Source organism: Streptomyces sp. ML-6, assembly GCF_030116705.1.
In the GTDB taxonomy this organism is placed as follows: domain Bacteria; phylum Actinomycetota; class Actinomycetes; order Streptomycetales; family Streptomycetaceae; genus Streptomyces.
In genome coordinates, this window is record NZ_JAOTIK010000001.1 from 4,266,186 (window position 1) to 4,291,448 (window position 25,263).

Below are 25,263 nucleotides of genomic sequence, written 5' to 3' on the forward strand. Positions count from 1 at the left end.
AGCGATCCTTCCGGGGGCGGGTTCCGCCCGTCCCCGGAAGGCCACCATGACCTCCAGCGCCGCCCCGTCCGTCATATCTCCCGCTCTTCCCGTCCTGGCCGAGGTCGTACGGTCCGGGTTCGTGGAGGGCCATCACCGGGGCTCGCTGGTCGTCCTGGCCGCCGACGGCAGCGTGGAACGGACCCTGGGCGACCCGACGGCCCCGGTCTTCCCGCGCTCCTCGAACAAGCCGATGCAGGCCGCGGCCGTGCTGCGGGCCGGGCTGGACCTGTCGGGCGAGCGGCTGGCCCTGGCCGCCGCCAGCCACTCCGGCGAGGACTTCCACATCGAACTCGTCCGCACGATGCTCGCCGAGCACGGACTGACCCCGGACGACCTGCAGACCCCGCCCGACCTGCCGCTGGACCCGGCGCAGGCGGAGACGTACCTCGCCGCGGGCCGGGCCCGGGAGCCGATCACCATGAACTGCTCCGGCAAGCACGCGGCGATGCTCGCGGCGTGCGCGCCGAACGGCTGGGACCGGTCCTCCTACCTCGACCCCGCGCACCCGCTCCAGCGGCTGGTGCACCAGGTGGTGGAGGAGGCGGCGAGCGAGCCCGTCACGGCGGTCGGGACGGACGGGTGCGGGGCGCCGCTGATGGCGATCAGCCTGGTGGGCCTGGCGCGGGCCTTCCGCTCGTTCGTGCTGGCGGAGCCGGGGACGGCGGAGCGCCGGGTCGCGGACGCGATGCGGGCCCACCCCGAGTACGTGGCCGGTACGCGCCGCCCCGACACCTGGCTGATGCGGGAGGTGCCGGGCGCGCTCTCCAAGATGGGGGCGGAGGCGGTGCAGGCGCTGGCGCTGCCGGACGGCCGGGCGCTGGCCTTCAAGATCGATGACGGCGCGACGCGGGCGCTCGGCCCGGTGCTGGCCCGGTCGCTGGAGCTGCTCGGCATCGACGCCCCGGTGGTCCCCCGGATCGCACACACGCCGCTGTTCGGCGGCGGCGGCGAGGTCGGCGGGATCAGGGCGGCCTTCTGACCCGCTCCGGGTCCGCGAGCGGGCCGGTTCCGGGGTCGGCCGGACTGGTTCCGGGGCCGGTCTGACCGGTTCCGGGCCCGGCCTGACCGGTTCCGGGGCCGGCCGCTGCGGCCCGGGGGCGGCGGGGGTCCGGGCTGCGGAAAACGGGGCGACACCACGCGCGCGGAGTACTTAGCGTGGGGCCCATGCACCCTGAGGTCCGTACGATCACCGAGTCCGATTTCCCCGACTGGCTGGTGGCCAAGCACACCGGCTTTCTACAGGTGCCGGAGGCCACGGAACGGGAGATCTCCCGGCGTCTCCCGGACATCGACCTGGCCCGTACCCAGGGTGCGTTCGACAACGGGCGGTGCGTGGCCACGTACCGCTCGTTCGCGCAGGAGCTCACGGCCGTCGGCGGTGCCGCGGTGCCGGCCGACGCGATCTCCAACGTCACGGTGTCGCCCACCCACCGCCGGCGCGGGCTGCTCGGCCGGATGATGGCCGCGGACCTGGCGGCGGCGAAGGAGCGCGGCGAGGTGGTCGCCACGCTGATCGCCGCCGAGTACCCGATCTACGGGAGGTACGGCTTCGGCCCGGCGACGTGGACCACCGAGTGGGAGATCGACGTGCCGAGGGCGGGCCTCGACCCGCGCTGGTCGGGCCCCGCCGAACGGGACGGCGGCCGGGTCGACCTGGTGAGCGGCCCGGAGGTGCGCAAACTGGGCCCGGCCCTGCACGAGCGGCTGCGCGCCCGGCAGCACGGCGTGGTCAACCGCGACGCACGCTGGTGGGAGGTGAACACCGGCGAGAACCTGGCCGGCCCCGAGCCCTGGACGGAGCCCTTCTACGCGGTGTACAGCAACGCGGACGGCGTGCCCGAGGGCCTGATCGCCTACCGCGCCGACGACCGGTGGGGCGACGCCAAGCAGCCGCTGAACCGGGCCACGGTGCACGGGCTGATCGCCGTGACCCCGGCCGCGGAGCGCACGCTCTGGCACTTCGTCTGCTCGATCGACTGGATCACCACGGTCCGCACCGGCCACCGCGCCCCCGACGACCTGCTGCCCCTCCTCCTCCCGGACCCGCGCGCGGCCCGTGTCGTGACCCAGGCGGACTGGCTGTGGGTGCGGGTCCTGGACGTCGTGCGCGCCCTGGAGGCCCGTACCTACGCCGTGCCCGGCACGCTCGTGCTGGACGTCCACGACGCCTCGGGCCTGTCGGCCGGCCGCTACCGGCTGGAGGGCTCCCCGGCCGGGGCGAGCTGCGCCCCGACCACCGCCGAGCCCGACATCGCCCTGGACGTACGGGAGCTGGGCACGCTCTATCTGGGGGACGAGTCGCCGCTCAGGCTGGCGGCGCTGGGCCGGGTCGAGGAACGCACGCCGGGCGCGGTGGCGTCGGCCGAGGGAATGTTCCGGGCGGCGCGGCGCGCCTGGTGCCCGGACGAGTTCTGAGTACCGCCGCGCGGGCGACGGGCGGACGGGCGCGCGGGGAGCCTCCTCGCGCGCCCGTCCGCGTGTCCGGCCGCGGCCCCCGCATGGCGCAATGTGGGGGTGGCCGTTCGCCGACGGTGCAAGTACGTTGACCTTGCGTCGAGTTGCACCTTCCTCCCGGTGTCGTGACGAGACGGCCGTGCTGTTCGTGCCCTGCCGTCCTCGCCCCGGCCAGCACTGCGTACTCCTCGCGCGTACCCGGGAGAGGTTCGAGGGAAGGTGGGTTCCGGTGACTCAGACGAAGGCCCCGGCGGACGGTGCGGACCTGCCGGCCAGTATCGAGGTCGCCTGGGGGCTGCGGGAACGGCCGGTCAAGGGGCCGAAACCCGGGATGACCCTGGCCCGCATCGTGGACGCCGCGGTGGCGGTGGCGGCGTCCGAGGGGCTCGGCGGGGTCTCGATGGGGCGGATCGCCAAGGATCTGGGCGCCTCGACGATGTCGCTCTACCGGTACGTGTCCGCCAAGGACGAGCTGTACGTCCTGATGCAGGAGGCGGCGATGGGCCCGCCGTCCCCGCTGCCCGCGCTGGAGAGCGGCGCCGGCTGGCGGGCGGCGCTCTCGGAGTGGGCCCGCGCGCAGCGCCGGGTCTTCCACCGCAACCTGTGGATGCTCCGACTCCCGGTCCCGGGGCCGCCCGTCAGCCCGAACTCCGTCGCCTGGTGGGAGCAGGGGCTCCAGTGCCTGGAGGACACCGGCCTGGACGCGGACGAGAAGTCCTCCGTCATCCTCCTGGTCGGCGGGTTCGTGCGGAACGAGGCGTTGCTGAGGGGCGACCTCGCCGAGGCCGTGGCGGTGCGGGGCGTTCCGGCGCAGGAGGTGACGGACGGGTACAACCGCACCCTGAACCGGCTCGTCGACCCTGTACGCCATCCGTCCCTCTCCCGGCTGCTGGGGGCCGGGGTGCCGGAGGCGTGGGGCGGGTCCGACCGGGAGTTCGGCTTCGGGCTGGAACGGGTGCTGGACGGGATCGCGGCGCTGGTGGACGTCAAGTCCGGTTGAGGCCGGGGCGTACGCTTCATGGTCATGAACGGAGAGAGGCCCGGTCCGGAACACGCGGCTGGAGCGGCGGGCGCGGCGGGCGCGGACGGCACGACCGGGGCGCCGATGAGCCTGCGGGAGCGCAAGAAGCGGCTGACGTACGAGGCGGTCTCCGAAGCGGCGATCGCGATGTTCCTGGAGCGGGGCTTCGACAAGGTCTCGGTGGCGGAGGTGGCCGCGGCCGCCGACATCTCCAAGCCGACCCTGTTCCGGTACTTCCCGACCAAGGAGGACCTGGCCCTCCACCGGTTCGCCGACCACGAGGACGAGGCGGCCCGGGTGGTCGTCGCCCGCGCGGCCACCGAATCGCCGCTGGACGCCCTGTACCGCCACTTCCTGGCCGGACTGGAGCGGCGGGACCCGGTGACCGGGCTCTGCGACGTACCCGAGGTGGTGGCGTTCACCCGGCTGCTGTACGGGACGCCGTCCCTGGTGGCGCGCCTGTACGCCTACCAGAACCGCTCGGAGGAGGCGCTCGCCCGGGCGCTGGGCGACGGTATGGGGGACAGGCTGGCCGCGGGCCAGATCATCGCCGTGCTGCGCATCCTGGGGCTGGAGAACTGGCGGCGGATCGACGGCGGGGAGAGCGCGGACCGGGCGTACGGTCCCGCGGTCGAGGCGGCCGGACTCGCCTTCGCACAGCTGCGGTCGGGGCTGGAGGCGCGGCGGTAGCGGTTCGTCGCGGCGGTGGCGGCAGCGGTTCGTGGCGGCGGCGGTGCGGTCAGGCGCCGGGATCGGTGGCGTGCAGCACCGCCTCGGCGATCTCCCGGACCCGGTCGCGGGTGATGCCGGTGCGCTGTTCGACGGCGAGCGGATGGTCGGTGGGCTCCAGCTCGATCCGGGGGCGCAGGCCGATCGGGCGGGTGTGCGCGTTCGTCCTGAGGTTGGTGGTGCGGGGCGAGTACAGCCCCAACTCGGTGCTCAGCCAGCCGAAGTAGGGCTGCTCGGTCTCGCGGCCCGGGGTCTCCCACACGTCCAGGGCGCGGGTGAAGTTCTCCCGGCTGAGCGAGACCCAGACACCCCAGGAGAAGGGCTCCGCACTGCCGAACACGGGTATCTCGATCAGGCCCTTGATGAAGTAGTGCTCGTGCCTGACGATGCACTGGTCGGGGGAGAGCATGCTGTCGGGGTCGCTCTCCAGGCGCGCGTCCCAGATGTCGGGGGCCATGGTCGAGTACCCCATCGGGAGTTCCGCGTGGTGTTCGCCGCAGCGGGAGCAGATGTATCCGGGGTCGGTAGCCATGGCCGGATACTAACGACCCGCTGTCGGAGCCGTGCCGTGATCGCGGAGGGGCGGGGCGGGAGACCCCGCCCCGCCTACGAGGGGTCGCCGAGCACCTTCTCACGCAGGGCGGCCCACTTCAGGGAGTGGCGGATGCCCTCCGTCAGCGAGTGCCGGGGCCGCCACCCCAGCAGCTGTCCGGCCCGCTCGCTGCGGGTGTACGCCCCCGCGATGTCGCCGGGCCGGGCCGGGGCCTCGACCGCCGGGACGGGGGTGTCGATGACGCTGTTGAAGGCGTCCAGGAGTTCGCGCACGGTGGTGCCGGTCCCGGTGCCCAGGTTGATGACGGTGGAGGCGGGGGCGCTCGCGGGCCCGGTGCCGGGGGGCGGCAGGAGGGTGTCGAAGGCGCGGAGCGCGGCCACGTGCGCGGTGGCCAGGTCCCAGACGTGGACGTAGTCCCGCAGGCCGGAGCCGTCGCGCGTCGGGTAGTCGGTCCCGGTGATCCGGAACGGGACGCCTTCCTCCCGCGCCTGGATCATCTTGCCCAGGGCGTGGCTCGGGCGGGGCAGCTGGAGCCCCGTCCGCATCTCCGGGTCCGCGCCGATCGGGTTGAAGTAGCGCAGGGACAGCACCCGCAGCGGCAGGGACGCGGCGATGTCGGCGAACATCTGCTCGCACAGTGCCTTGGTCCGCGCGTACGGGCTCTGCGGGTCGAGGGGGGAGTCCTCGTCGACCGTCAGGTCCTCGGCGGCGGCGTAGATGGAGGCGGACGAGCTGAACACCATGCGGGTGCAGCCGTTGCGCAGGAGGTGGTCGACGAACTCCAGGCTCTTGGCCACGTTCGCCCGGTAGTAGCCGATCGGGTCGGCGACCGAGTCCGGGACCACGATCAGGGCCGCGCAGTGGACGGCGGCGTCGATGTCGGGGTGTTCGGCGAAGATCCGGTCGATCAGGAGGCCGTCCGCGATGTCGCCCTCGTGGAAGACCCGCCCCGCGGTGAACTCCCGCCTGCCCGTCACCAGGTTGTCGAGGAGGACGGGGGTGATGCCCGCGTCCTCGCAGGCGGACGCGACCGTGCTGCCGATGTAGCCGGCGCCCCCCGCGATCAGGATCTTCATGTGGTGCCTGCCTCTCTGGAGCCGTCGGCCGATCGTAGACCGGCTGTCACGGCCGCCGGGGCTCCGGCCGGGACTCCGGCCGGGATTCCCGTACGTCGGCGACCACGCAGCTGATGTTGTCGGGGCCGCCGGAACGGTTGGCCAGGGAGACGAGTTCGCGTACGGCCCGCTCCGGATCACCGGTCGTCGTGAGGACCCGGCGCACCTCCTCGGCCGGGACGACGCCGGACAGGCCGTCGGAGCAGAGGAGGTAGCGGTCCCCGGCCCGGGCGTCGTGCAGGCGCAGGTCGGGGACGGCGCCGTCCGCCCCGCCCAGGGCCCGGATCAGCAGGGACCGCTGGGGGTGGACGGTGGCCTCCTCCTCGGTGATCCGGCCCTCGTCGACCATCGCCCGGACCATGGTGTGGTCGTGGGTGATCTGGAACAGCTCCCCGTCGCGCAGGAGGTGGGCGCGGGAGTCGCCGATGTGGACGAGGGCCAGCTGCGATCCGGTCCACAGCATCGCGGTGAGCGTCGTACCGGCTTCCGCCCCCGCGCCGTCCGCGCCGTCCACGTCGTCTGCGCCATCCGCGCCGACGACGTCGTGCACGGCCCGTCCGGCCCGTTCCACGGCGGTCTCCAGGACGTTGAGGAGGTCGCCCGCCGGGATGCCGTCGGTCTCCAGCTGCTTGAGCGCGTCGACGGCCGCGGCGCCGGCGGGTGCCCCCGCGCGGCCGAAGCCGTCGGCGACGGCGAGCAGCCGGGCCCCGGCGTGGACGGTGTCCTGGTTGCTCTCCCGGACCAGGCCCGGGTCGGAGAGCGCGGCGTAACGGAGTTCCAGGAGCTGGGTGGTCGGGCTCATGGCGGGGTCCTTCCGTGACAGGTGGTCGACGAGGAAGCCGGCCAGGTCCCGCCGTGCGGCGGTGTCGGCCTCGACCCGGGCCCAGAACGCGCGGACCTCCCGGGCCGCCTCGTCCGGCTCCAGCGTGCCGACGTGCCGGACGAGGGCCAGCGGCATGCCGAGACGGCGCAGCCAGGCGACCAGCCGGGCCCGGTCCAGTTGTTCCGGCGCGTAGAAGCGGTAGCCGGTCAGCGGGTCGACGCGGGCGGGGGGCAGCAGGCCGAGTTCGTCGTAGTGGCGCAGTGCCTTCGGCGACAGCCGGGACGCCTTCGCGAACGCCCCGATGGTCAGCAGTCCCATGGGTCCGGTCCTCCTCGTGCCGGACGCGTCGTCCGGCTCCCCGATGCTGTGGCTTCCCCCAGGGTGAAGGTCAACCCCGGGTCTTGGGGCCGCCCGTCCGGCCGACTGCCCGTCCGCCCGACCGACTGCCCGTCCGCCCGACCGGCCGACTGCCCGTCCGCCCGACCGACTGCCCGCCCGCTTGCCCGCCCGTCCGTGCCGGGCCCAGGCGGGAACCGTCGGTGGGCCCCCGGGCCCAGGTCCGGACCATCCCGCGGGCCCACGCGTGGGTGCCGAACCGGAACCGTGTGCCCCGGTTCCCCCGTTCCCGCCTCGCGGGACCGGATAAAAACACCGATGCGTCACCATGCGGCACGGGCCGGGGTGGATGGCCGTTTCGCCCGTGAAACGGCGGCCGGGTCGCAGAGGTTGTATCCGGCAGGTACCTGCCACGGAGGTGGACCCCAGGGCCCTGGAGGGCCATTCCCCCCTCTGTCATGCTCTCGCCACATCGCATGCGTGGTCCGCCGGACCGCGGTGCGGGACGAGCGGGAAATGAAGGAGGACGGGACATGTGTGAGCAGTGCGGTCCGGCCGACGGCGCGGTGGAAGAACTGCGGGACCTCCGACCGGTGGGCCCGTCGCGCAGAAAGCTGCTGCTCGGTGTCGGCGCCGGGCTCGGCGTGGCGCTCACGGGCGTACCGGCCCTGACCTCGTCGGCCTCGGCGGCGACGCTCAAGGACGGCCGCTGGTGCAACCCCGCCCGGGGCTACTTCCCCGCGGGCGGCCACTACGGAGCCTCGCGCGGCGGCTACCCGCACGCGGGCCAGGACGTCACCAACTCGGTGGGCACGGCCGTCTACGCCGCGGCCGCCGGCACCGTGATCCGCCGCGGCCGCAACGTCCTGACGGGACGCACCGGGAACGGCCTGGTCATCTCGCACGGCAGCGGGCGGTACACCTACTACGGGCACCTCAGCGTGTTCCGGATCGGCCTCAACGCCAAGGTCGCCGCAGGGCAGCGCATCGCCGACATGGGCGCCACGGGCAACGTGACCGGGCCCCACCTCCACTTCGAGACCCACAGCGGAGCGCTGGGCTCCACGGTCAACCCGGTCTCCTACCTCGCCGCCCGCGGCGTGGACCTGGGCGGCGGCTGGTCGACCATCAACCCCGGCGCCGTGGGCGCGACCGTGAAGGTCATCCAGTACCTGATGACCCAGCGCGGCAGGGCCCTGACCGCCGACGGCGATTACGGCTCGGTGTCGGTCGCCGCGGTCAAGAAGTTCCAGTCCTCCAAGGGCCTGGTGGCGGACGGCCAGGTCGGCCCGAAGACCTGGGCGAAGCTGGTCTACACGATCCAGAAGGGCAGCTCCGGATCGCATGTGCGCGCCCTCCAGGTGGCGTTGAACAAGCACAGCGCGGGCCTCGCCGTCGACGGCGGCTTCGGCTCGGTCACCAACTCCGCCGTCCGCTCCTACCAGAGCGTCAACCGCCTGGTCGTCGACGGCCAGGCGGGCCCGAAGACCTGGGAGGCCCTGGTCGGGTGACGGCCCGTCGGGCTTCCGGCGGTTCCGGTCACGGTGCCCGCTGACGGCGTGAACGCGTGGGGGCGGAGCCGGATCGACGGCTCCGCCCCCACGGCTTTGCGGCGAGTGCGCCGCCGGAGCCTCAGTGGCCGGTCAGGGTGCGGTCCAGGAGGGGGAGCAGGCGCTCCCAGTGGCGCTTCAGTCCGGAGGCGCTGAAAGCGTCGGTGTCGGACATGGTGAAGCCGTGGACGGTGCCGGGGTAGATCTCGGAGGTGTGGTCGACACCTGCCGCGTCGAGGGCCCGGTTGAGCTCGCCGAGGGCCCCGGGCGTCAGGTCGCCTTCGGCGTGGCCGAGATGGACCTGGGCGGTGAGCCCGGAGAAGAGGCCGGGCCCGTCGACTCCCACCGGGCCGTGGAACGCGGCGACGGCGGCCACCTGCTCGGGGTGGGCCGCAGCGGTGCGCATCGCGTAGAGGCCGCCTATGCAGTAGCCGGTCACCGCGACCGGTCCGGCGCCGACCTCGGGCCGGGCGGCGAGGAACCCGAGGTAGGCGTCGGCATCGCGCAGGACGTGTTCGGCGGTGTGCGCCTCGATCAAGGGCATCAACTGGGCGAGGATCGCGGGCCGGGCCTCTTCCCCGATGTGCTCGGGAAGCTCGACCAGCGGGGCCGGGCCGTGCCGGTAGAAGGAGTTGGGGACGAGCACGTAGTAGCCGTGCCCGGCCAGTTCGCGGGCCATCTCCCGCAGCACGGGACGGATGCCGAAGCCGTCCGCGTACATCAGCACCCCCGGGTGCCGCTCGTTGTCGTCGGGGAAGGCGGCGAAGGCGTCGGCCCGGCCGTCCGGGGTGGGAATCTGCAGCGTCTTGGTGGGCATGAATGCTCCTGTCGTGGTTGATGTGCAGAGCCTGTGATCAACCCGACGGAGGCGGAGCCCGCGCGGCGCAGGAGCCTCGATCGAAGAACGGGCCAGGAGCGGCCCGTACGGCGCTCAGAAGAGCCCCGGGTCACCGATCCGTGTGTGGCGCAAGGCCGTCCCGGTATTCATAGCCGCACAGCGTAGCCCCCCGGATGCGAGCCGACGTCGGCATTCCGGCCCGGGCGGAGGCCCCGGACGGACGGGAACCGGCACGCACCGCATGCGACACGGCGAGAATCCGACAGCTCCAGGGCGACAGGACTGCGACAGGACTGCGACAGGACTGCGACAGGACTGCGACCGGCCACGGTGGCCAGTACCTCACGCCGCCCCGGGAACGCTCTTGATGACGACGAGCGCGCTGAAGTGACAAGACACGAGATCGAGTACCGTGCTCCGGCACGGCACGGCACGGCTGTCCTGTCCCGGATAACTGTTGGCAGGCGGAGGCCCCGACCTGTTGTGCTTACGGTCGAGTGGGACGAACGCGCGCTCCCCGTCCCGCTCATCCGTAGGCCGCCGCTCCCATGGCGTGTACGGAGGTCCGCTGATCGGTTCGGAGGTCGCATGTCCCTGCAGATGAAGCTGGTCGCGATCAACCTCGACTGCCCCGATCCGCCGGCTCTGGCGGCGTTCTACCAGCAGGCCACCGGTCTTGAACCGCATCCGGGGTCGGACTCGGACTTCGCGGGCCTCAACGGTGAGGACGGACTCTTCATCGGCTTCCAGCGGGTCGAGGACTACCGGGCTCCGAGCTGGCCCGGCCAGATCGTCCCCCAGCAGCTTCACCTCTGCTTCAAGGTCACGGAGAGCCTGGACGAGGCCGAGGCCCGACTGCTGGAACTGGGTGCGGGCAAGCCGGATCACCAGCCGCACGGGGACAGGGCGCGGGTCCTCACCGACCCTGCCGGACATCCCTTCTGCATCCTCGCGCGCTGATCGGCGCCCTGCCCGGAACGCGCCGGCCGGGGCGTCCCGGGCGAGGGGCGAGGCCACGGTCGAGCGGGACGGAACGGGGGCCGGTGCCCCGCTCGACGGCGGGCGGCCGCAGCCGGGCCGTACTTTGAGGGGTTCGGCCGACTCGGCTCGGCACTGTGAGGCTGTAGCGGAGTTTCGCCGTGGAGTCCGCGCCGAGACGGTCGTAGAAGCGGATGGCTCCCTCGTTCCAGGCGGGGGTCTGCCACTGGACCTCGGTGAGGCCGAGGTCGCGTGCCTCGGCCGTCACGGCATCCATGAGCAGTGCGCCGAGGCCGGAGCCCCGGCTGTCGGAGCTCAGGAAGAGGCAGTCCATGTGGAGGTACTCGCGGCCCTCCCAGGTGGAGAGTGCGGGCGCGCAGGTGGCGTAGCCGACGACCTCTCCGTCGGGCAGCTCTGCCACCAGGCAGCGCAGCCGTGGGGCCGGGGTGGTGAAGAGCAGGACTTCGAGCCGGTGCGCGAGGTCGGGGACGGGTGGCGGGGCTTGTTCGTAGGCGGCGTGCTCGGCAGCCAGTTCGGTGATCCGCGGCAGGTCTTCGGGGCGTGCGTGCCGCACGTTCGGGGCGCTGCTCACCGGACACCGCCCGTCAAGGTGTCGGCGCCCCAGGAGGCCAGGCGGTTTGCGATCGGACCGCTGCTGTCGAGGACGTGTCGTGAGAACGCGTCGCGTTCGTGGGCCAGGATGGCGGCTTCCCAGACGCAGGGGGCCAGGCCGGTACGGCCCGGGCGGAGTTGGTCGGGGTGCCCGACCGGTCCGGTGAAGACGGCCAGGTCCGACATGTGCCCCTCGATCCAGCTGTGGACCAGGACGTGGTCGCCGTCGCCGCCGGCGTGCATGATCAGGACGGCGAGCCCGAGCGACCCGCGGTTGCGGCCGAGTTCCAGGTGTGCCGCGGTGATTCGCAGGGCCGCGGCGATGTCCTGCTCCGTCACGGTGCGGCCCGGCGCCTGAAGGGAGTAGGTCTTCACCAGGTGGCCGCCGGCCTCCCGGGTGCCTTCGGTCCGTATGGTGCGTTCGTGGTGCCCTGGGCCAGGGAGAGCAGCGCTTCTGCGTCCACTGCTGCCGGCAGTTTCTCGCGATCATTCATTCGCCCATCATGCAGTGCGCATTCTCGACGGTGGTGCTGAGCCATGTGCGGCCGGTGCCTCGGTGTCTCGGTGCCTCGCAGGGTGGCTTCGTTGATCTCCGGGAGCAGCGTTCTTCGACGGGTTCCGGAGTCAGTCGATGATCATCCGCTTCGCGTGTGCCGACCAGAAATGACGGCGTTGCCGTGGGGCGGCGAGAAAAAGAGAAGGCGGCGCCGGCATGCCGCGGGCAGGATGGTCGGGTTCGACATTCGATGGAAAAGGACCCAACGACCATGGCTCGTGCCATCACTCTGATCCGCTCCAATTCCCTGTCCGACGTGGCCGAATACGCTTATGCAGCCACGGCGCCCGCCGAGTCCCGCCTGATCTTCCTCGCCGGGGCGTGTCCGCTGAACGACGACGGCTCGACGGCAGCGATCGGGGACTACGCAGGCCAGGCGCTGAAAGCCGTCGAGAACATGCAGGCTGCGCTCACTGCCGCTGACGCGACTCTCCAGGACGTCATCAGTACGAGGGTTCTCGTGGCATCGGACCGTCAAGAGGATTTGGTGGCTGCCTGGGAGGTGGTCCGGGACTCGTTCGCCGACCATGATGTCCCCAGCACTTTGATGGGCGTCACTGTGCTGGGCTACAAGGACCAGCTTGTCGAGATCGAGGCCGTCGCCGCCGTCCTCGATTCGTGAGCCCCGTTGACACACCGCAGCGGCCCGGACCGGATGTTCCTGCCGGATAAACCATGAATGAGGGGCTGTCAGCCGCCTTTCAGGGCGGCTGACAGCCGAGGAAAGTACTTTCTGGGGTCAGCCCGTCCTGGCGGGCTTTTCGGCCCGGGCCCGGGTACTGGCCGGGCGGTAGGCGTCGGGGCCGGTCTCGATGACGGTGCCGTTGAAGGTGAGACGGTCGACAGCTTCTTGCGCGGATCCGGCCAGGCCGAGCCCAACGCCTTCCGTACCGTCCGCCACGTCACGCCGTGCGTGCGCTCAAGCTCCCGCATCGACATGCCACCGCGATGGTCACGTCGGATCGCCGCGTACAGCTCGACTTTTGACCTCCGGGGCGCTCACCACCACCGTTCGGCCTCCTTGCGTGCGTCGAAGATCTCCAGCGGAATCACGTCATCGTGGAAGCGGGGCGATCCGGTACCTGCACAGGCCTGGAGCTCTTCAGAACGTGCCTGCGCATCGCAGAGACAGGGCAGGGCAGCTGTGTTCGCCCTTTGGTCGCGGCCGAACGAGTGGTGTGGCGCACTTTTGCAAGCACCTGCTTGCAAAAGTTAGCAAGGGTGGCGCACCATCGAGGCATGGCATCACTCAACGTCGGCAATCTCGGTGAGTACCTGCGCGAGCAGCGGCGTACGGCGCAGCTGTCGCTGCGGCAGCTCGCCGACGCCGCCGGAGTGTCCAATCCCTACCTCAGCCAGATCGAGCGCGGGCTGCGCAAGCCGAGTGCCGAGGTGCTGCAGCAGGTCGCCAAGGCGCTGCGGATCTCGGCCGAGACCCTTTATGTACGGGCCGGGATCCTGGACGAGCGGGAGCGGGAGGAGCTGGAGACCCGGGCGGTGATTCTCGCCGACCCCTCCATAAACGAGCGGCAGAAGAGTGTTCTGCTGCAGATCTACGACTCCTTCCGCAAGGAGAACGGGTACGAGTCCGGACCGGAGGCCGGGGCCGACCCCGCACCGGGGACCGGCGACGCACCCGTGGCGGAGGCCGACGAGAGGCCCGCCCCGGATGCCGACGACCGGCCCGCACCGGACGCCGACGGTTCCCGCGCGGCCGACGGCGACGGCGCCGATACGGCTTCCACGCCCTGAAAACCCTCACACCGAGCCTGATGATCCGGGAGGACCACAGTCATGGCCATCACCGATGACCTGCGCAAGACCCTCACCGACCCCACCCCCCTCTACTTCGCCGCCGGTACGGCCGATCTCGCCGTCGAGCAGGCACGCAAGGTCCCGGCGCTGATCGAGCAGCTGCGCGCCGAGGCGCCGGAGCGCATCGAGGCCGTGCGCAACGCCGACCCCAAGGCCGTGCAGGAGAAGGTGACCTCGCAGGCCAAGGAGGCGCAGGCCACCGTGCAGGCCAAGGTCACCGAGGTGATCGGCTCGTTCGACAGCGATCTGCGGAAGCTGGGTGAGAACGCCCAGGACCTGGCGCTGCGCAGCCTGGGCGTGGCCGCGGAGTACGCGGTGCGGGCCCGCGAGGCGTACGAGAAGGTCGCCGAGCGCGGCGAGCAGACCGTGAAGCACTGGCGGGGCGAGACGGCCGACGAGATCGTCGAGATCGCCGTCGTCGTCGAGCCGCGCAAGGAGTCCCGCCCGGCGGGCACCACGAAGGCGAAGCCGGCCAACGGCACGACGAAGACCACGGGGACGGCGAAGACCACCGGTACGGCGAGGAGCACGGGGACGGCGAAGGCGCCGTCCGCTTCGCGGCCCGCGACGAAGCCCGCTTCGAAGCCCGCCCCGAGGCCGGCGGCGAAGGCCGCCCCGAAGACCGCCGGTGCGGGGGGCGGCACGGCGTCCGCGTCCGCGAAGAAGGCGCCCGCGCGCAAGCCCGCCGCGAAGAAGACCACCCCGCCGGGCGCGAAGTAGCACCCGCGGCGTCCCGGCCCCGTGAGGGTTGCCGGGCGCCGAGGGGTGTGGCGGAGCGTGGGCCGGGCACCTTCAGGGGTGCCCGGCCCTTCGTCCCGGTACCTTGGCCGCGAGGCGCTCATCCATTTGATTAGGCGGTGCACACACCATGTTGCTCACAGGATTCAGCACACTCGTCTGGCTGCTCTACATGGTCATGCTCGTCCTGGCCGTGGTCGCGCTGGTCATGGCGGCGATGGCCCGTGAGGACGCCTACCGGGCCGCGGACAAGCAGAAGAAGTCCTTCTGGCTGATCATCCTCGGCATCACCGTCGCGGTGAACCTCTTCGTGCCGATGCTGTTCCTCCAGCTGGCGGGCGCGGTCGCGTCCATCGTCTTCCTGGTGGACGTACGGCCCGCGCTGCAGGCGGTCTCGGGCGGCGGCCGACGGGGTGGCGGTTCCAGCAGCGACGGCCCGTACGGGCCCTACAACGGCGGACGCTGAACGTCCACGGGGAGCGTCGAGGATCCACCGCCCCCGTGGGTGCGCCCGCGCCTGCGGGCGCAGGGAACGATGCAGGTCAGGAGCGGGAACGCGCGACGCTCCGGCCCCGGCCACCCTCGGGGAGCCGGCGGAGGCGGTCCCGGTCGCCCTCGGGGGCCCGGTGGGGGCGGTCCTGGTCGCGGTCGAGCAGCAGGACCGCGACGTCGTCGGTCAGCTCGCCGCCGTTCAGCTCCCGTACCTGCGTGACCGCGGCGTCCAGCAGCTCCTCGCCGGTGAGCCCCTCCGCCAGCTGCCGGTTGATCATCGAGACCATGCCGTCCTGGCCGAGCCGCTGGGTGCCGGTCGGTCCGACCCGCCCCTCGATCAGCCCGTCCGTGTACATCATCAGGCTCCAGGTCCCGCCGAGGTCCACCTGGCGGCGCGGCCAGCGGGCGTGCGGCAGCAGCCCCAGCGCCGGGCCGCCGTCCTCGTACGGGAGGAGGTGCGCGGCCCGTCCCTGCCGGGCGATGAGCGGGGCCGGGTGGCCCGCCAGGCAGAGACCGGCGCGGCGGCCGTCGGGGGCGATGTCCACGGTGCAGAGCGTCGCGAAGATCTCCTCGCTCTCCCGCTCGTGCTCCAGGACCTGCTGGAGGGTGGAGAGCAGGGCGTCGCCGCACAGCCCGGCCAGGGTCAGGGCCCGCCAGGCGATGCGGAGTTCGACGCCGAGCGCCGCCTCGTCGGGGCCGTGCCCGCAGACGTCGCCGATCATCGCGTGGACTGTGCCGTCGGGCGTGCGGACCGTGTCGTAGAAGTCCCCGCCGAGCAGCGCGCGGCTGCGGCCGGGCCGGTAGCGGGCCGCGAAGCGCAGGTCGGAGCCTTCGAGCAGGGGAGTGGGGAGCAGACCCCGTTCGAGCCGGGCGTTCTCCTGGGCGCGCAGCGTGGACTCGGTGAGCCGGCGCTGGGCGATGTCGGCGCGCTTGCGGGCGACGGCGTACCGGATGGCCCGGCCGAGCAGCCGTCCGTCCAGGTCGTCGCGGCAGAGGTAGTCCTGGGCGCCGGCCCGGACCGCCTCGGCGGCCAGCTCGGCGTCGTCCTCCGCCGTGAGGGCGAGTACGGCGTGGCGCGGCGCGATCCGCAGTACGTGCTGGAGCGCGGCGAGTTCGTCGGGGCACGCGGCGTCCCCCGCCCCGGAGGCGGCGGTACGGGTCTCGCTGCCGGTGGGCAGGGCCAGGTCCAGCAGGACGCAGTCGACGTCGTCCGTGAGCAGCCGGCCCGCCTCGGTCAGGTTGCGGGCGGTGCGGATGCGGATCCGCGTGCCGGCCGCGGCCGGGAGCTCGGGGACGGTGAAGGTGCCCGCCGGGTCGTCCCCGATGACCAGGAGGACGAGGTCGGAGCCGAAGGAGGCGTCCGCAGCGGGGGCCTCGCCCTGCTGCGGTATGGATACGGGCATTGGTTCGGTTTTCCTTCCCTCCCCCCGAGGGCGCGGCGGAGCGCCGATCGACGACCCGCCAGACGGGGACGATAGCGGTCCTCGCCACGGGAAAGGAATGGCGTTCCGGGTGTGGTTGCCCTCACCCGCACCGTCATAAGCCGCGTCACGTCACGGATCCGGCGAGAAGTGCCGGTGAGTACGCGGACGGCGGGGCATGACAAAGGTCACGTGGCGGCGGCGGGGCGGGTGGCGCGGGTCACTCCGGCGAGGACGGGAACGCTCCGGCGCGGACGGGGCGCTCCGGCGCGGGCGGATTTCCCGCTGGACCCGCTGGATGTATGGGGCCCGTCGGACCTGCCGTCCGGCTTGTCAGACTTTCCGGCCGGGTCCTCCCGGCGGGGCTCCCCGCCCGTCCCCGCCGGACGTCACTTGTCCGGGCGCACCACGCCGAGTATCCGCATCGAGCCCGCGCCCGCCAGCGTGACGTCGCGACCGGGGCGGGGGGAGTGGACGATCGCGCCGTCGCCGATGTACATGCCCACGTGGCTGGCGTCGGCGTGGTAGATGATCAGGTCGCCGGGGCGCATGTCCTTGATGGCGATGCGCGGCAGCAGCCGCCACTGCTCCTGCGAGGTGCGCGGGATCGGGCGGCCCGCCGCGGCCCACGCCTGGGACGTGAGCCCGGAGCAGTCGTACGAGTCGGGGCCCTCGGCCCCCCAGACGTACGGTTTGCCGATCTGGGCCGTCGCGAAGGCCACCGCCGCCTTGCCGCGCTTGCTCGCGCTGCGGTTGATGTCCTTCAGCGCACCGGAGCTGAGCCAGGCCGTCTGCTGCTTGTACGCGGCCTCCTGCTCCAGCTTGAGCAGGCGGGCCCGTTCCTCCTTCTCGAGCCGGGACTCCAGCTTCTTCGCCGCCGCTATCTGCGCGTTGATCTTCTTCTTGGCCTTGGCCTGCTTGATCCGGCCGGCCTCGAGCTTCTTCCAGTTGGCGTTCGCGTCCTTGGTGTACGTCTCCAAGTCCTGCTGGGCCCTGGTCAGTTCCCCCAGAACGCCCTTCGCGGCCTGCTGGCCCTCCCTGACCCGGCTGACCCCGTCCAGGAACAGCTGCGGGTCGTCGCTGAGCATGAACTGGGCGCCGGGCGGCAGCCCGCCGGTGCGGTACTGCTCGCGGGCCTGGGCGCCCGCCCGGTTCTTCAGGTCGGCGATCTTCGCCTGGCCCACGACTATGGCGCGCGCCAGCTTCACGATCTCGCCGGACTGCTTCTCGGCCCTCTCCTCGGCGAGGTTGTACGCGTCGGTGGCCGCTCCCGCCTTGCGGTAGAGGGCGTCGATCTCCTGGCGGACCTCTTCGAGGGTCTTCTTCGGCGTCTCGGAGGGGGGAGTGGGCGCGGCGAAGGCCGGTACCGGCGTGATGAGCACGGACAGCGCGCAGACCAGAGCGATCGCGGCCGAGGCACAGTGACGTCGGTTCACGGGATTCCCCTCCGAGTGAAACTGATTTCCCGTCAGTAACTTTTCGCCGATGACGAGATCGTGCCATGCCGTACCGAAAAGCAACAGAGGCGCACACCTGCTGTCCTGACGGTCGCACGGACCGGTCGCCGCCCCGGCGCCGCTCCCCCCGAACTCCTTGCCGCCCCCGTGAATCTCCCCCGCGCCCCCCACGCCTCCACCCTCCTTCTGGACGAACGGCGGCCCCTTCCCGTTCCCACCGCATCCGCCGGTCCGCCGACCCGCAGGTCCGTCGGCCCGCAGGGGAGCCGGAGCCGGCCCGCCGATCCGCAGGAGGAGCCGAAACCGGAACCGGCCCGCCGGGGGCCTGAGCAGGCCATCGACCCGCCGGAGCGCCCCGGCCCGGTCGGTCGAGTCCGACCGATCCGTTCGGCTCAGCGTGCGCCGGGCCGAAGGGCGTCCCACCGCACTGTGACCTCGCCCTGGCGCCACCGCCGTACCCCGTCGGTCAGCGGCCAGTCGCCCGACAGCGCCCGCACCGCCGTGATCCAGCGCTGCCGGGCGCCCAGCGACGCGTACGGGGCCGCCGCCGCCCACGCCCGGTCGAAGTCCCGCAGGAAGGCGTGGACCGGTTCGCCCGGCACGTTGCGGTGGATCAGCGCCTTCGGCAGGCGTTCCGCCAGGTCGGAGGGGCGGTCCAGGGAGCCGAGCCGGGTCGCGAACGTGACCGTGCGCGGGCCTTCCGGGCCGAGCGCCACCCACACGTGCCGGCGCCCGATCTCGTCGCAGGTCCCCTCCACCAGGAGCCCGCCCGGCGCGAGGCGCGCGCACAGCCGCTCCCAGACCTCGGCGACCTCGCCCTCGTCGTACTGACGCAGCACGTTCGCCGCCCGGACCAGGTCGGGGCGCTCGGGGAGCGGGATCTCGAACCCGCCGTGCAGGAAGGTCAGGCCCTCGCGCTCGTACGGCTTCGCCGCCGCGACCCGTGCCGGATCGATCTCGATGCCGACCACGGAGGTGCGCGGCTCGGCGGTGCGCAGCCGGTGCAGCAGCTCGACGGCGGTCCAGGGGGCGGCCCCGTAGCCGAGGTCCACGGCGACCGGGCGGTCGGCGCGGCGCAGGGCCGGGCCGTGGGTGGCGGCGATCCAGCGGTCCATGCGGCGGAGCCGGTTCGGATTGGTGGTCCCGCGGGTCGCGGTGCCGATGGGGCGCATGACAGCGAGCGTAACGAGCCCGCGGACCCGGCCCGGACCGGCCCGGACCACGGAGGGGCCCGGCGGACGACCGCGCACAGGCCTGGTCCCCGGCCCGGCCCCGGCCCGCCCACCGGCACCGCGAGCGGTCCCCTCCACCGGCACCGCCAGCGGTCACCCACCGTGACGGCGCACGGGCCGCCCGTCGTCACGGCAGGTCGTAATGATTTGGTAAAGCGGAAATGAAAGGAAGGATTCCGCTGTTGCAGCCACTCGAAGGGGCTCAGGCCCCTCCGGTGTCGTGCCCTGAACGAGCCCGAATCCTGAATGAGGAGGACCGGACGACGTGACCCAGTACGTCTCCCGGCTCGGCAGCAGCCGGGTCGCGCCGCGTCTCAGGTTTCCCACGGCCTTCCCCGGCGGCCACCGGAAACCCCGTCGGGTCGCGATGCTCTCCGTCCACACCTCACCGCTGCACCAGCCGGGCACGGGCGACGCGGGCGGCATGAACGTCTACATCGTGGAGCTGGCCAGGCGCCTCGCCGCGATCAACATCGAGGTCGAGATCTTCACCCGGTCCACCACCGGCGGGCTCCCCCCGGCGGTCGAGCTGGCGCCCGGCGTCCTGGTCCGGCACGTCGACGCGGGCCCGTACGAGGGCCTGGCCAAGGAGGAGCTGCCCGCCCAGCTCTGCGCCTTCACGCACGGCGTGATGCAGGCGTGGGCCGGTCAGCGCCCCGGCTACTACGACCTGGTCCACTCCCACTACTGGCTCTCCGGCCACGTCGGCTGGCTCGCCGCCCAGCGCTGGGGCGTCCCGCTCGTCCACGCCATGCACACCATGGCGAAGGTGAAGAACGCGGCGCTCGCGGAGGGCGACACCCCCGAGCCGGCCGCCCGCGTCATCGGCGAGACCCAGATCGTCGACGCGGCCGACCGGCTGATCGCGAACACCGCCGAGGAGGCGGACGAGCTCGTCCGCTTCTACGAGGCCGATCCCGGTTCCGTCGCCGTCGTCCACCCCGGGGTCAACCTGGACCGCTTCAGCCCCGCCGACGGGCGCGCCGCGGCGCGGGCCCGCCTCGGGCTGCCGCAGGACGCGCTGATCCCGCTCTTCGCGGGCCGCATCCAGCCGCTGAAGGCCCCCGACGTGCTGCTGCGGGCGGTCGCCGTCCTGCTGGACCGCGATCCCGCGCTGCGCTCCCGGATGGTCGTACCGGTCGTCGGCGGCCCGAGCGGCAGCGGGCTCGCCAAGCCGGAGGGGCTGCAGAAGCTGGCGGCCCGGCTCGGCATCGCCGACGTCGTACGGTTCCAGCCGCCGGTCGGGCAGGAACAGCTCGCGGACTGGTTCCGGGCCGCGTCCGTGCTGGTCATGCCCTCGTACAGCGAGTCGTTCGGACTGGTCGCCATAGAGGCCCAGGCCTCGGGCACCCCGGTCGTCGCGGCGGCCGTGGGCGGTCTGCCGGTGGCGGTGCGGGACGAGGTCAGCGGCTTTCTGATACCCGGCCACGACCCCGCCGCGTACGCGCGGGCCCTGGCCCGGTTCGCCGAGACGCCGGAACTGGTCGCCCGAATGGGTGCCGCTGCCGCCGCGCACGCCCAGGGCTTCGGCTGGGACACCGCGGCGTCCGCGACCGCCGAGGTGTACACGGCCGCGATGCACGAACACCGCCGTCGCCGCGTACGCTCGCACCATGGCTGACGCACCCGACGACGTACCCCACGGCGCCACGCCGACCGAAGCGGCTCCGGCCGACGCGGTGACGGCAGGGCCCGAAGCGGCGACGGCTCCCGCCGACGAGGCGGCGGCACGGGCCGCGCGGGTCATCGAGGCGACCCTGGAGGACGCCGGGCTCGCGTGGGAGAGCCCCGAACCGGGCGGCTACGTGGTCACGCTGCCCGGCACGCGCAAGCTGTCCACCACCTGCTCCCTGCGCGTCGGCAAGCACTCGCTCTCCCTCAACGCCTTCGTCGTGCGCCACCCGGACGAGAACGACGCGGCGGTCCACCGCTGGCTGCTGGAGCGCAACCTCCGCCTCTTCGGCGTGAGTTACGCGATCGACCGGCTCGGCGACATCTACCTGGTCGGCAGGCTGCCGCTGTCCGTGGTCACCCCGGAGGAACTGGACCGGCTGCTCGGCACGGTGCTCGAAGCGGCCGACGGTTCGTTCAACACCCTGCTGGAGCTGGGCTTCGCGAGCGCCATCCGCAAGGAGTACGAGTGGCGGGTCTCGCGCGGCGAGTCCACGCGGAACCTGGACGCGTTCGCCCACCTGACCCGACGCCAGGCCGACTGACGGGGCGGGCACCGGGGCGACTTATGGGGCGGCGGCGCCCCGGCGCGAGGCGTGCGACCACCTGAGTCGAGGCATGCCACGGTACGGGGCGGCAAGTGACGGCATGTGACGCCATGCGGCGGCATCCGGCGGTATCCAGCAGTATCCGATGGAAAAGAGTGGATCGCCCGTTGGTGTCGTAATTCGACGTGTCTTGCGACGACGAATAGCGCTTTCACAGAATGATCACGACGTCGTCACGATCGCATCCCATGCCCTATTTGATTGATCGTCAAACCAAGTTCCGCTCATAAGGTGAGCGCACCCGAAACACCTGCTCAGAGAGACGGACCGGATCCATGCGCTCCTCCGCCATACGTCGTACCGCCGTTGCCGCCGCCGCGGTGTCCCTGGCCCTGCTCGCCGCCGGGTGCGGCGGTGGTTCGGACTCCGGTTCCGACGGCAAGAAGGCGGACACCAAGGGCAAGGAGTCCGCGGCGGCGGAGCCGGCCGCCAAGGTGCTGAGCGCCGCCGAGCTGGAGAAGGCCGCGCTGGCCCAGGGCGACGTCAAGGGGCACAAGATCTCCGAGGCCGCGGCCAAGGACGTGGTGGCGACCGACGACATCAAGGTCGAGAAGGAGGTGTGCACCCCGCTCGCGAACGCGCTGATGGGTGCACAGGTCGGCGAGCCCGGCGCGTTCACGAAGCGCACCGTCGTCAGCGAGCCCAAGAAGGGCGCCATGGACAAGGCCACCGGGGATGCCGAGGACGCCTTCAAGGCCGCCTTCGACATCACGACGACGCAGCTGGCCCTCGGCTCGTACGACGGCAAGGGCGCGCAGGAATCGGTGGCCGCGCTGCGCACCGCGGCCACCGAGTGCGCCGGTGGCTTCGAGTTCACGGCGGCCGGTGAGAAGCAGAAGATCAACAAGATCACCGAGGTCCAGGTGAAGGCCGGCGAGGAGTCGGTGGCCTGGACGATGGAGCTGGAACAGGGCGGCGAGAAGGGCGAGATGAAGCTGGCGGCGCTGCGCCAGGGCTCCTCGTTCGCCTCGTTCTCCTCGATCAACCTGGCCGCGATGGGCGGCGGGAGTTTCGATCTGCCGACCGCGGTGATAGAGGCCCAGGCCACGAAGCTGGCCTGAGAGGCGGCCGGGACCGCCGCACCCCCTCGCGGCGGCGGTCCCGCGCCGGACGTTCCGCGTCGGACGTTCCGCGCTGAACGGTTCGTGTCGACGGTCCATGCCGGACATTCTGTGCTGAACGGCCCGTTCCGGGTCAGGGCAGCGGGACGAGTCTCACGACGGTGACGATCAGGACGGACCGGGACACGTAATAGAGCACGATCGCGCCGGCGACCGTAGCCTCGCGGCGATCGCGCTCGCTCTTGACGGCGGTCGAGCCGTTTCCGTACGGGTCGAGGCCGAGGGTGCGTGCCATCTCGGTGCGGAAGGTCTCGCCGTCCCGCATCTTGGCCAGGGTGTCGTCGGCGGGCGGGGCGTAGGAGATGCGGAAGCTCAAGCGACGCTCCGCCTCTCGGCCTCGTCCTGAGCCAGCCGGTCCAGGATCTTCTCGGCCTCCGGGTCGGGCACGGCCTCCAGCATCCAGTGCCGCATGACCGCCTGGATCTCGCCCACACCGGCGTCGTTGATGGCGCGGTCGAACTCCTCGCGTCTCTCCTCCGGCAGCGCGGCGCGGATGGCCGGGATGCTGTTGGGCACGTCGACTTCGGCACCGCCGACGAAGGTCTTCAGGGTTTCGCCCATGATTGCTCTCCCCGTTCTCCCTGCTCTCGCCGCACGGCCCGCCCGGTCGGCCCCCGCCCGAGCGCGGGCCGGTGGACGCGAACCGGTGCGTGGGCCGGTGTCCGACTCACGGTAGCGCCAGGCGGCGCGGCGGACGCGGAACGCGCACGATACGTTCGCCGCATGGCAGGAACATCATGGGACATAGTGCTGATCGGCGGGGCGTCGGGTATCGGCAAGAGCCGGCTCGCCGCACAACTGGCCGATGAGCACCGGGCGTTCGTGGTCGAGTTCGACGACGTGGTCGGGGCGGTCGAGGCGATGACGACGGCCGAGCACCACCCCGCCCTCCACCACTTCGACGACCTCCCGGACATCGACCGGCTCCCCGCCGGCCGGGTGCTGGACCTCCAGATCGCCACGGCCCGCGCCCTGGAACCCGCGGTGCTGGGCGTGGTCCGCAACCGCCTGACCGTCGACGTGCCCGCCGTGGTCGAGGGCGACTACCTCACCCCGGCCGCCGCCGCGGCGGCCGTCCACGAGGGCGCGGGCTCCGGCCGCCGGGTGCGGGCGGTGTTCCTGCACGAGGCCGACCCGGACCGGATCACCGCCAACTACGCCGCCCGGGAGCCCGGGAGCGGCGAACAGCGGAGCCGGGCGCAGGTCAGCGCCGCGTACTCGCACTGGCTCGCCGACCAGGCGGCCCGGCACGGACTGCCGGTGGTCGACTGCCGCCCCTGGGACGACCTCGCGGAGCGCGTGGCCCGGGCGTTGGACCGGTAACCGAACCGGCTCGTGCCCGCCGCCCCGTCGTCCGACCCGTGTCTGTCACACCTCCGCCGTACGCTCGGCCCATGAGCGTCTCCATCTACTACAGCGCCCGGCGGCCGACCCCGCTGACCGAGGCCGAGTCGGCCGCCGTCGAACGCGTCGTCATCACGCGCGCGAAGTCGTTCCCGTACGACGACGAGGAGAGCCTGTACCTGTACGACCTGGGCGACCACGGCCGGGGCGACGAACTCCTCAACGGGTCCACGAAGCTGCCGACCGACCCCGAGCGGTGGCTGCCGGTGACGGCCCATGTGCTCGACTCCGTCACCGAGTTGCGCCGCGCCGTCGAGGGCGCGGAGTGGCACGTCCACCTGGACGACACCGACATCCCCTGGGACGAGCACGCGGGCTACGACCTCCCGGGCATGCGGGACACGGACCTCGCCACCGAACTCGGCGGCCTCTGCGATCCGCCGGAGTGACCGCCCCGTCCGCCTAGTCCATGACGACCACGACGTACGCCATGGCGGCCATGGCAATCAGACAGACGGCGACAACGGCCACCACGACCACGCCCAACAGCCCCGTCACCCCCGCGATCGCCGCCCATCCGACCCGCGTCGCCTGCCCGGCCCGCTCGACCGCCCTCTCGTAGTCGCCATCGTCGTCCCAGTCCCAGTTCTGGCCCCGGCCGCTCATGGCATCCCCTCCGGCACGGAAGTCCAGGAGGCGGCCCGGGAGACACCCGGGAGCGGCCCGGAACACGAAAGAGCCCCCTGCCCCGCGGACAACCCGCAGGCAGAGGGCTCGATCAATACGGCCAATACGGCCTACTTCTTCTTGCCCTGGTTTTTCACGGCCTCGATGGCGGCCTTCGCCGCGTCCGGGTCGAGGTACGTGCCGCCCGGCTTCACGGGGCGGAAGTCGGCGTCCAGTTCGTAGGCGAGCGGGATGCCGGTCGGGATGTTCAGGCCCGCGATGTCGGCGTCGGAGATGCCGTCGAGGTGCTTGACCAGGGCCCGGAGGCTGTTGCCGTGGGCGGCGACCAGGACCGTGCGGCCGGCCAGCAGGTCCGGGACGATGCCGTCGTACCAGTACGGCAGCATGCGGACGACGACGTCCTTGAGGCACTCGGTGCGCGGGCGCAGCTCCGGCGGGATCGTCGCGTAGCGCGGGTCGCCGCTCTGGGAGAACTCGGTGCCGTCCTCCAGGGCGGGCGGCGGGGTGTCGTAGGAACGGCGCCAGAGCATGAACTGCTCCTCGCCGAACTCGGCCAGCGTCTGCGCCTTGTCCTTGCCCTGCAGGGCGCCGTAGTGGCGCTCGTTCAGCCGCCAGGAGCGGTGGACCGGGATCCAGTGGCGGTCGGCGGCCTCCAGCGCGAGCTGGGCGGTGCGGATGGCGCGCTTCTGGAGGGAGGTGTGCAGGACGTCGGGGAGCAGACCGGCGTCCCTCAGCAGCTCACCGCCGCGGACCGCCTCCTTCTCGCCCTTCTCGGTGAGGTTGACGTCCACCCAACCGGTGAACAGGTTCTTCGCGTTCCACTCGCTCTCGCCGTGGCGGAGGAGGATCAGCTTGTACGGTGCGTCGGCCATGGGTCCGAGCGTAATCGAACCCGTACGAACTCCGCGCAACCGGCCACAGGGCGGACACAGGAGGGGGACAAGGGCTGTCGTCGCTGGTGGCGGCGGGGACGATTGACGGTCGGCGTCAATTCGCTGGCGCACCGGAAACCGGAATTCGTAATGTTCGGACTGTCGTCGGGCCTCTTACCGGCGGCGTTCGTTCCGCGC

The 25,263-nt window shown here is 72.3% G+C and carries 28 protein-coding genes and 1 pseudogene; 15 read left to right on the top strand and 14 right to left on the bottom strand.

Annotation, left to right across the window (positions count from 1 at the left end):
- Positions 1 to 46: 46 nt before the first annotated feature.
- From OCT49_RS18910 to OCT49_RS18925, 4 genes are all read left to right on the top strand, one after another.
- Positions 47 to 1,021 (top strand): asparaginase, encoded by a 975-nt coding sequence (locus OCT49_RS18910; protein WP_283853036.1) that lies wholly within the window; start codon positions 47 to 49, stop codon positions 1,019 to 1,021.
- Positions 1,022 to 1,206: 185 nt separating this feature from the next.
- Positions 1,207 to 2,457: a GNAT family N-acetyltransferase gene (locus OCT49_RS18915; protein ID WP_283853037.1), complete on the top strand. Its 1,251-nt coding sequence runs from the start codon at positions 1,207 to 1,209 to the stop codon at positions 2,455 to 2,457.
- Between the two features lie 268 nt (positions 2,458 to 2,725).
- Entirely contained in the window at positions 2,726 to 3,496 is a 771-nt protein-coding gene (locus OCT49_RS18920; RefSeq protein ID WP_283853038.1) for a TetR/AcrR family transcriptional regulator, read from the top strand.
- An 18-nt stretch (positions 3,497 to 3,514) separates the two neighbouring features.
- Complete coding sequence (locus tag OCT49_RS18925; RefSeq protein WP_283853039.1) at positions 3,515 to 4,207, top strand: TetR/AcrR family transcriptional regulator; 693 nt, start codon at positions 3,515 to 3,517, stop codon at positions 4,205 to 4,207.
- Positions 4,208 to 4,256: 49 nt separating this feature from the next.
- Here OCT49_RS18925 and OCT49_RS18930 read toward each other — a convergent pair whose 3' ends face one another.
- From OCT49_RS18930 to OCT49_RS18940, 3 genes are all read right to left on the bottom strand, one after another.
- Complete coding sequence (locus tag OCT49_RS18930) at positions 4,257 to 4,778, bottom strand: DUF2199 domain-containing protein (RefSeq protein ID WP_283853040.1); 522 nt, start codon at positions 4,776 to 4,778, stop codon at positions 4,257 to 4,259.
- A 74-nt stretch (positions 4,779 to 4,852) separates the two neighbouring features.
- Complete coding sequence (galE, locus tag OCT49_RS18935) at positions 4,853 to 5,875, bottom strand: UDP-glucose 4-epimerase GalE (RefSeq protein WP_283853041.1); 1,023 nt, start codon at positions 5,873 to 5,875, stop codon at positions 4,853 to 4,855.
- A 46-nt stretch (positions 5,876 to 5,921) separates the two neighbouring features.
- Positions 5,922 to 7,055: a MerR family transcriptional regulator gene (locus tag OCT49_RS18940; RefSeq protein WP_283853042.1), complete on the bottom strand. Its 1,134-nt coding sequence runs from the start codon at positions 7,053 to 7,055 to the stop codon at positions 5,922 to 5,924.
- Between the two features lie 662 nt (positions 7,056 to 7,717).
- Here OCT49_RS18940 and OCT49_RS18945 point away from each other — a divergent pair.
- The gene (locus tag OCT49_RS18945) at positions 7,718 to 8,584 is read left to right on the top strand and encodes a peptidoglycan-binding protein (protein ID WP_283855853.1); all 867 of its coding nucleotides are present in this window, start codon (positions 7,718 to 7,720) and stop codon (positions 8,582 to 8,584) included.
- A 121-nt stretch (positions 8,585 to 8,705) separates the two neighbouring features.
- Here the strand turns inward: OCT49_RS18945 and OCT49_RS18950 are convergent, their stop codons facing one another.
- Positions 8,706 to 9,440 carry a dienelactone hydrolase family protein gene (locus tag OCT49_RS18950; RefSeq protein WP_283853043.1) on the bottom strand — a complete coding sequence of 245 codons (735 nt, stop codon included), beginning with the start codon at positions 9,438 to 9,440 and terminating at the stop codon, positions 8,706 to 8,708.
- Between the two features lie 609 nt (positions 9,441 to 10,049).
- On the opposite strand from OCT49_RS18950, the gene OCT49_RS18955 reads away from it, so the two are divergent.
- Positions 10,050 to 10,421, top strand: a complete 372-nt coding sequence (locus OCT49_RS18955; RefSeq protein ID WP_283853044.1) for a VOC family protein — start codon at positions 10,050 to 10,052, stop codon at positions 10,419 to 10,421.
- Here OCT49_RS18955 and OCT49_RS18960 read toward each other — a convergent pair.
- Positions 10,378 to 11,031, bottom strand: a complete 654-nt coding sequence (locus tag OCT49_RS18960; RefSeq protein ID WP_349632793.1) for a GNAT family N-acetyltransferase — start codon at positions 11,029 to 11,031, stop codon at positions 10,378 to 10,380. The two genes, OCT49_RS18955 and OCT49_RS18960, sit on opposite strands and share 44 nt — an antisense overlap.
- Entirely contained in the window at positions 11,028 to 11,426 is a 399-nt protein-coding gene (locus OCT49_RS18965; RefSeq protein WP_283853045.1) for a hypothetical protein, read from the bottom strand. Before OCT49_RS18965 ends, OCT49_RS18960 begins: the two co-directional genes overlap by 4 nt.
- Positions 11,427 to 11,818: 392 nt before the next feature.
- Here OCT49_RS18965 and OCT49_RS18970 point away from each other — a divergent pair, with 392 nt between their 5' ends.
- Positions 11,819 to 12,229, top strand: coding sequence for a RidA family protein (locus OCT49_RS18970; RefSeq protein WP_283853046.1), 411 nt, complete (start codon positions 11,819 to 11,821; stop codon positions 12,227 to 12,229).
- Between the two features lie 117 nt (positions 12,230 to 12,346).
- Here OCT49_RS18970 and OCT49_RS18975 read toward each other — a convergent pair.
- Positions 12,347 to 12,451, bottom strand: a pseudogene (locus OCT49_RS18975) (IS21-like element helper ATPase IstB); the annotation flags it as partial.
- Positions 12,452 to 12,846: 395 nt separating this feature from the next.
- On the opposite strand from OCT49_RS18975, the gene OCT49_RS18980 reads away from it, so the two are divergent.
- From OCT49_RS18980 to OCT49_RS18990, 3 genes are all read left to right on the top strand, one after another.
- Positions 12,847 to 13,359, top strand: a complete 513-nt coding sequence (locus OCT49_RS18980; RefSeq protein WP_283853047.1) for a helix-turn-helix domain-containing protein — start codon at positions 12,847 to 12,849, stop codon at positions 13,357 to 13,359.
- Between the two features lie 42 nt (positions 13,360 to 13,401).
- The gene (locus OCT49_RS18985) at positions 13,402 to 14,142 is read left to right on the top strand and encodes a hypothetical protein (protein ID WP_283853048.1); all 741 of its coding nucleotides are present in this window, start codon (positions 13,402 to 13,404) and stop codon (positions 14,140 to 14,142) included.
- A 148-nt stretch (positions 14,143 to 14,290) separates the two neighbouring features.
- Positions 14,291 to 14,626, top strand: coding sequence for a DUF2516 family protein (locus OCT49_RS18990; RefSeq protein ID WP_283853049.1), 336 nt, complete (start codon positions 14,291 to 14,293; stop codon positions 14,624 to 14,626).
- Between the two features lie 76 nt (positions 14,627 to 14,702).
- On the opposite strand, the gene OCT49_RS18995 is transcribed toward OCT49_RS18990, so the two are convergent.
- The 3 genes from OCT49_RS18995 to OCT49_RS19005 all read right to left on the bottom strand — a co-directional run bounded on the left by OCT49_RS18995 (position 14,703) and on the right by OCT49_RS19005 (position 18,702).
- Positions 14,703 to 16,055 carry a PP2C family protein-serine/threonine phosphatase gene (locus OCT49_RS18995; protein WP_283853050.1) on the bottom strand — a complete coding sequence of 451 codons (1,353 nt, stop codon included), beginning with the start codon at positions 16,053 to 16,055 and terminating at the stop codon, positions 14,703 to 14,705.
- 407 nt (positions 16,056 to 16,462) lie between these two features.
- On the bottom strand, positions 16,463 to 17,509 hold the full coding sequence (locus OCT49_RS19000) for a C40 family peptidase (protein WP_283853051.1): 1,047 nt from the start codon (positions 17,507 to 17,509) through the stop codon (positions 16,463 to 16,465).
- A gap of 413 nt (positions 17,510 to 17,922) precedes the next feature.
- A complete protein-coding gene (locus OCT49_RS19005; protein ID WP_283853052.1) occupies positions 17,923 to 18,702 on the bottom strand; it encodes a class I SAM-dependent methyltransferase in 780 nt (259 codons plus the stop codon).
- 325 nt (positions 18,703 to 19,027) lie between these two features.
- Here OCT49_RS19005 and mshA point away from each other — a divergent pair, with 325 nt between their 5' ends.
- The 3 genes from mshA to OCT49_RS19020 all read left to right on the top strand — a co-directional run bounded on the left by mshA (position 19,028) and on the right by OCT49_RS19020 (position 22,102).
- Positions 19,028 to 20,383, top strand: coding sequence for a D-inositol-3-phosphate glycosyltransferase (mshA, locus tag OCT49_RS19010; protein WP_283853053.1), 1,356 nt, complete (start codon positions 19,028 to 19,030; stop codon positions 20,381 to 20,383).
- Positions 20,376 to 20,978, top strand: a complete 603-nt coding sequence (locus tag OCT49_RS19015) for a type III secretion system chaperone family protein (protein WP_283853054.1) — start codon at positions 20,376 to 20,378, stop codon at positions 20,976 to 20,978. Before mshA ends, OCT49_RS19015 begins: the two co-directional genes overlap by 8 nt.
- 338 nt (positions 20,979 to 21,316) lie before the next feature.
- Positions 21,317 to 22,102: a hypothetical protein gene (locus OCT49_RS19020; RefSeq protein WP_283853055.1), complete on the top strand. Its 786-nt coding sequence runs from the start codon at positions 21,317 to 21,319 to the stop codon at positions 22,100 to 22,102.
- Positions 22,103 to 22,235: 133 nt separating this feature from the next.
- Here the strand turns inward: OCT49_RS19020 and OCT49_RS19025 are convergent, their stop codons facing one another.
- The gene (locus OCT49_RS19025) at positions 22,236 to 22,478 is read right to left on the bottom strand and encodes a hypothetical protein (RefSeq protein WP_148837164.1); all 243 of its coding nucleotides are present in this window, start codon (positions 22,476 to 22,478) and stop codon (positions 22,236 to 22,238) included.
- Entirely contained in the window at positions 22,475 to 22,723 is a 249-nt protein-coding gene (locus OCT49_RS19030; protein WP_148837165.1) for a hypothetical protein, read from the bottom strand. Before OCT49_RS19030 ends, OCT49_RS19025 begins: the two co-directional genes overlap by 4 nt.
- Positions 22,724 to 22,885: 162 nt before the next feature.
- Here OCT49_RS19030 and OCT49_RS19035 point away from each other — a divergent pair, with 162 nt between their 5' ends.
- Positions 22,886 to 23,485 carry an AAA family ATPase gene (locus OCT49_RS19035; RefSeq protein ID WP_283853056.1) on the top strand — a complete coding sequence of 200 codons (600 nt, stop codon included), beginning with the start codon at positions 22,886 to 22,888 and terminating at the stop codon, positions 23,483 to 23,485.
- A 71-nt stretch (positions 23,486 to 23,556) separates the two neighbouring features.
- Complete coding sequence (locus OCT49_RS19040) at positions 23,557 to 23,955, top strand: hypothetical protein (RefSeq protein ID WP_283853057.1); 399 nt, start codon at positions 23,557 to 23,559, stop codon at positions 23,953 to 23,955.
- A 13-nt stretch (positions 23,956 to 23,968) separates the two neighbouring features.
- Here the strand turns inward: OCT49_RS19040 and OCT49_RS19045 are convergent, their stop codons facing one another.
- Entirely contained in the window at positions 23,969 to 24,172 is a 204-nt protein-coding gene (locus OCT49_RS19045; RefSeq protein ID WP_283853058.1) for a hypothetical protein, read from the bottom strand.
- A 131-nt stretch (positions 24,173 to 24,303) separates the two neighbouring features.
- Positions 24,304 to 25,065, bottom strand: coding sequence for a phosphoglyceromutase (locus OCT49_RS19050; protein ID WP_283853059.1), 762 nt, complete (start codon positions 25,063 to 25,065; stop codon positions 24,304 to 24,306).
- Between the last annotated feature and the right edge of the window lie 198 nt (positions 25,066 to 25,263).

Coding starts and splice junctions, on each gene's coding strand:
- OCT49_RS18930 (WP_283853040.1), bottom strand. CDS start 4,778: ATGGCTACCGACCCCGGATACATCTGCTCCCGCTGCGGCGAACACCAC.
- OCT49_RS19005 (WP_283853052.1), bottom strand. CDS start 18,702: ATGCGCCCCATCGGCACCGCGACCCGCGGGACCACCAATCCGAACCGG.
- OCT49_RS18925 (WP_283853039.1), top strand. CDS start 3,515: ATGGTCATGAACGGAGAGAGGCCCGGTCCGGAACACGCGGCTGGAGCG.
- OCT49_RS19035 (WP_283853056.1), top strand. CDS start 22,886: ATGGCAGGAACATCATGGGACATAGTGCTGATCGGCGGGGCGTCGGGT.
- OCT49_RS19020 (WP_283853055.1), top strand. CDS start 21,317: ATGCGCTCCTCCGCCATACGTCGTACCGCCGTTGCCGCCGCCGCGGTG.
- OCT49_RS19045 (WP_283853058.1), bottom strand. CDS start 24,172: ATGAGCGGCCGGGGCCAGAACTGGGACTGGGACGACGATGGCGACTAC.
- OCT49_RS18910 (WP_283853036.1), top strand. CDS start 47: ATGACCTCCAGCGCCGCCCCGTCCGTCATATCTCCCGCTCTTCCCGTC.
- OCT49_RS18985 (WP_283853048.1), top strand. CDS start 13,402: ATGGCCATCACCGATGACCTGCGCAAGACCCTCACCGACCCCACCCCC.
- OCT49_RS18970 (WP_283853046.1), top strand. CDS start 11,819: ATGGCTCGTGCCATCACTCTGATCCGCTCCAATTCCCTGTCCGACGTG.
- OCT49_RS18990 (WP_283853049.1), top strand. CDS start 14,291: ATGTTGCTCACAGGATTCAGCACACTCGTCTGGCTGCTCTACATGGTC.
- OCT49_RS18915 (WP_283853037.1), top strand. CDS start 1,207: ATGCACCCTGAGGTCCGTACGATCACCGAGTCCGATTTCCCCGACTGG.
- OCT49_RS19015 (WP_283853054.1), top strand. CDS start 20,376: ATGGCTGACGCACCCGACGACGTACCCCACGGCGCCACGCCGACCGAA.
- OCT49_RS18980 (WP_283853047.1), top strand. CDS start 12,847: ATGGCATCACTCAACGTCGGCAATCTCGGTGAGTACCTGCGCGAGCAG.
- OCT49_RS18995 (WP_283853050.1), bottom strand. CDS start 16,055: ATGCCCGTATCCATACCGCAGCAGGGCGAGGCCCCCGCTGCGGACGCC.
- OCT49_RS18950 (WP_283853043.1), bottom strand. CDS start 9,440: ATGCCCACCAAGACGCTGCAGATTCCCACCCCGGACGGCCGGGCCGAC.
- OCT49_RS19030 (WP_148837165.1), bottom strand. CDS start 22,723: ATGGGCGAAACCCTGAAGACCTTCGTCGGCGGTGCCGAAGTCGACGTG.
- OCT49_RS19040 (WP_283853057.1), top strand. CDS start 23,557: ATGAGCGTCTCCATCTACTACAGCGCCCGGCGGCCGACCCCGCTGACC.
- OCT49_RS18955 (WP_283853044.1), top strand. CDS start 10,050: ATGTCCCTGCAGATGAAGCTGGTCGCGATCAACCTCGACTGCCCCGAT.
- OCT49_RS19050 (WP_283853059.1), bottom strand. CDS start 25,065: ATGGCCGACGCACCGTACAAGCTGATCCTCCTCCGCCACGGCGAGAGC.
- OCT49_RS18940 (WP_283853042.1), bottom strand. CDS start 7,055: ATGGGACTGCTGACCATCGGGGCGTTCGCGAAGGCGTCCCGGCTGTCG.
- galE (WP_283853041.1), bottom strand. CDS start 5,875: ATGAAGATCCTGATCGCGGGGGGCGCCGGCTACATCGGCAGCACGGTC.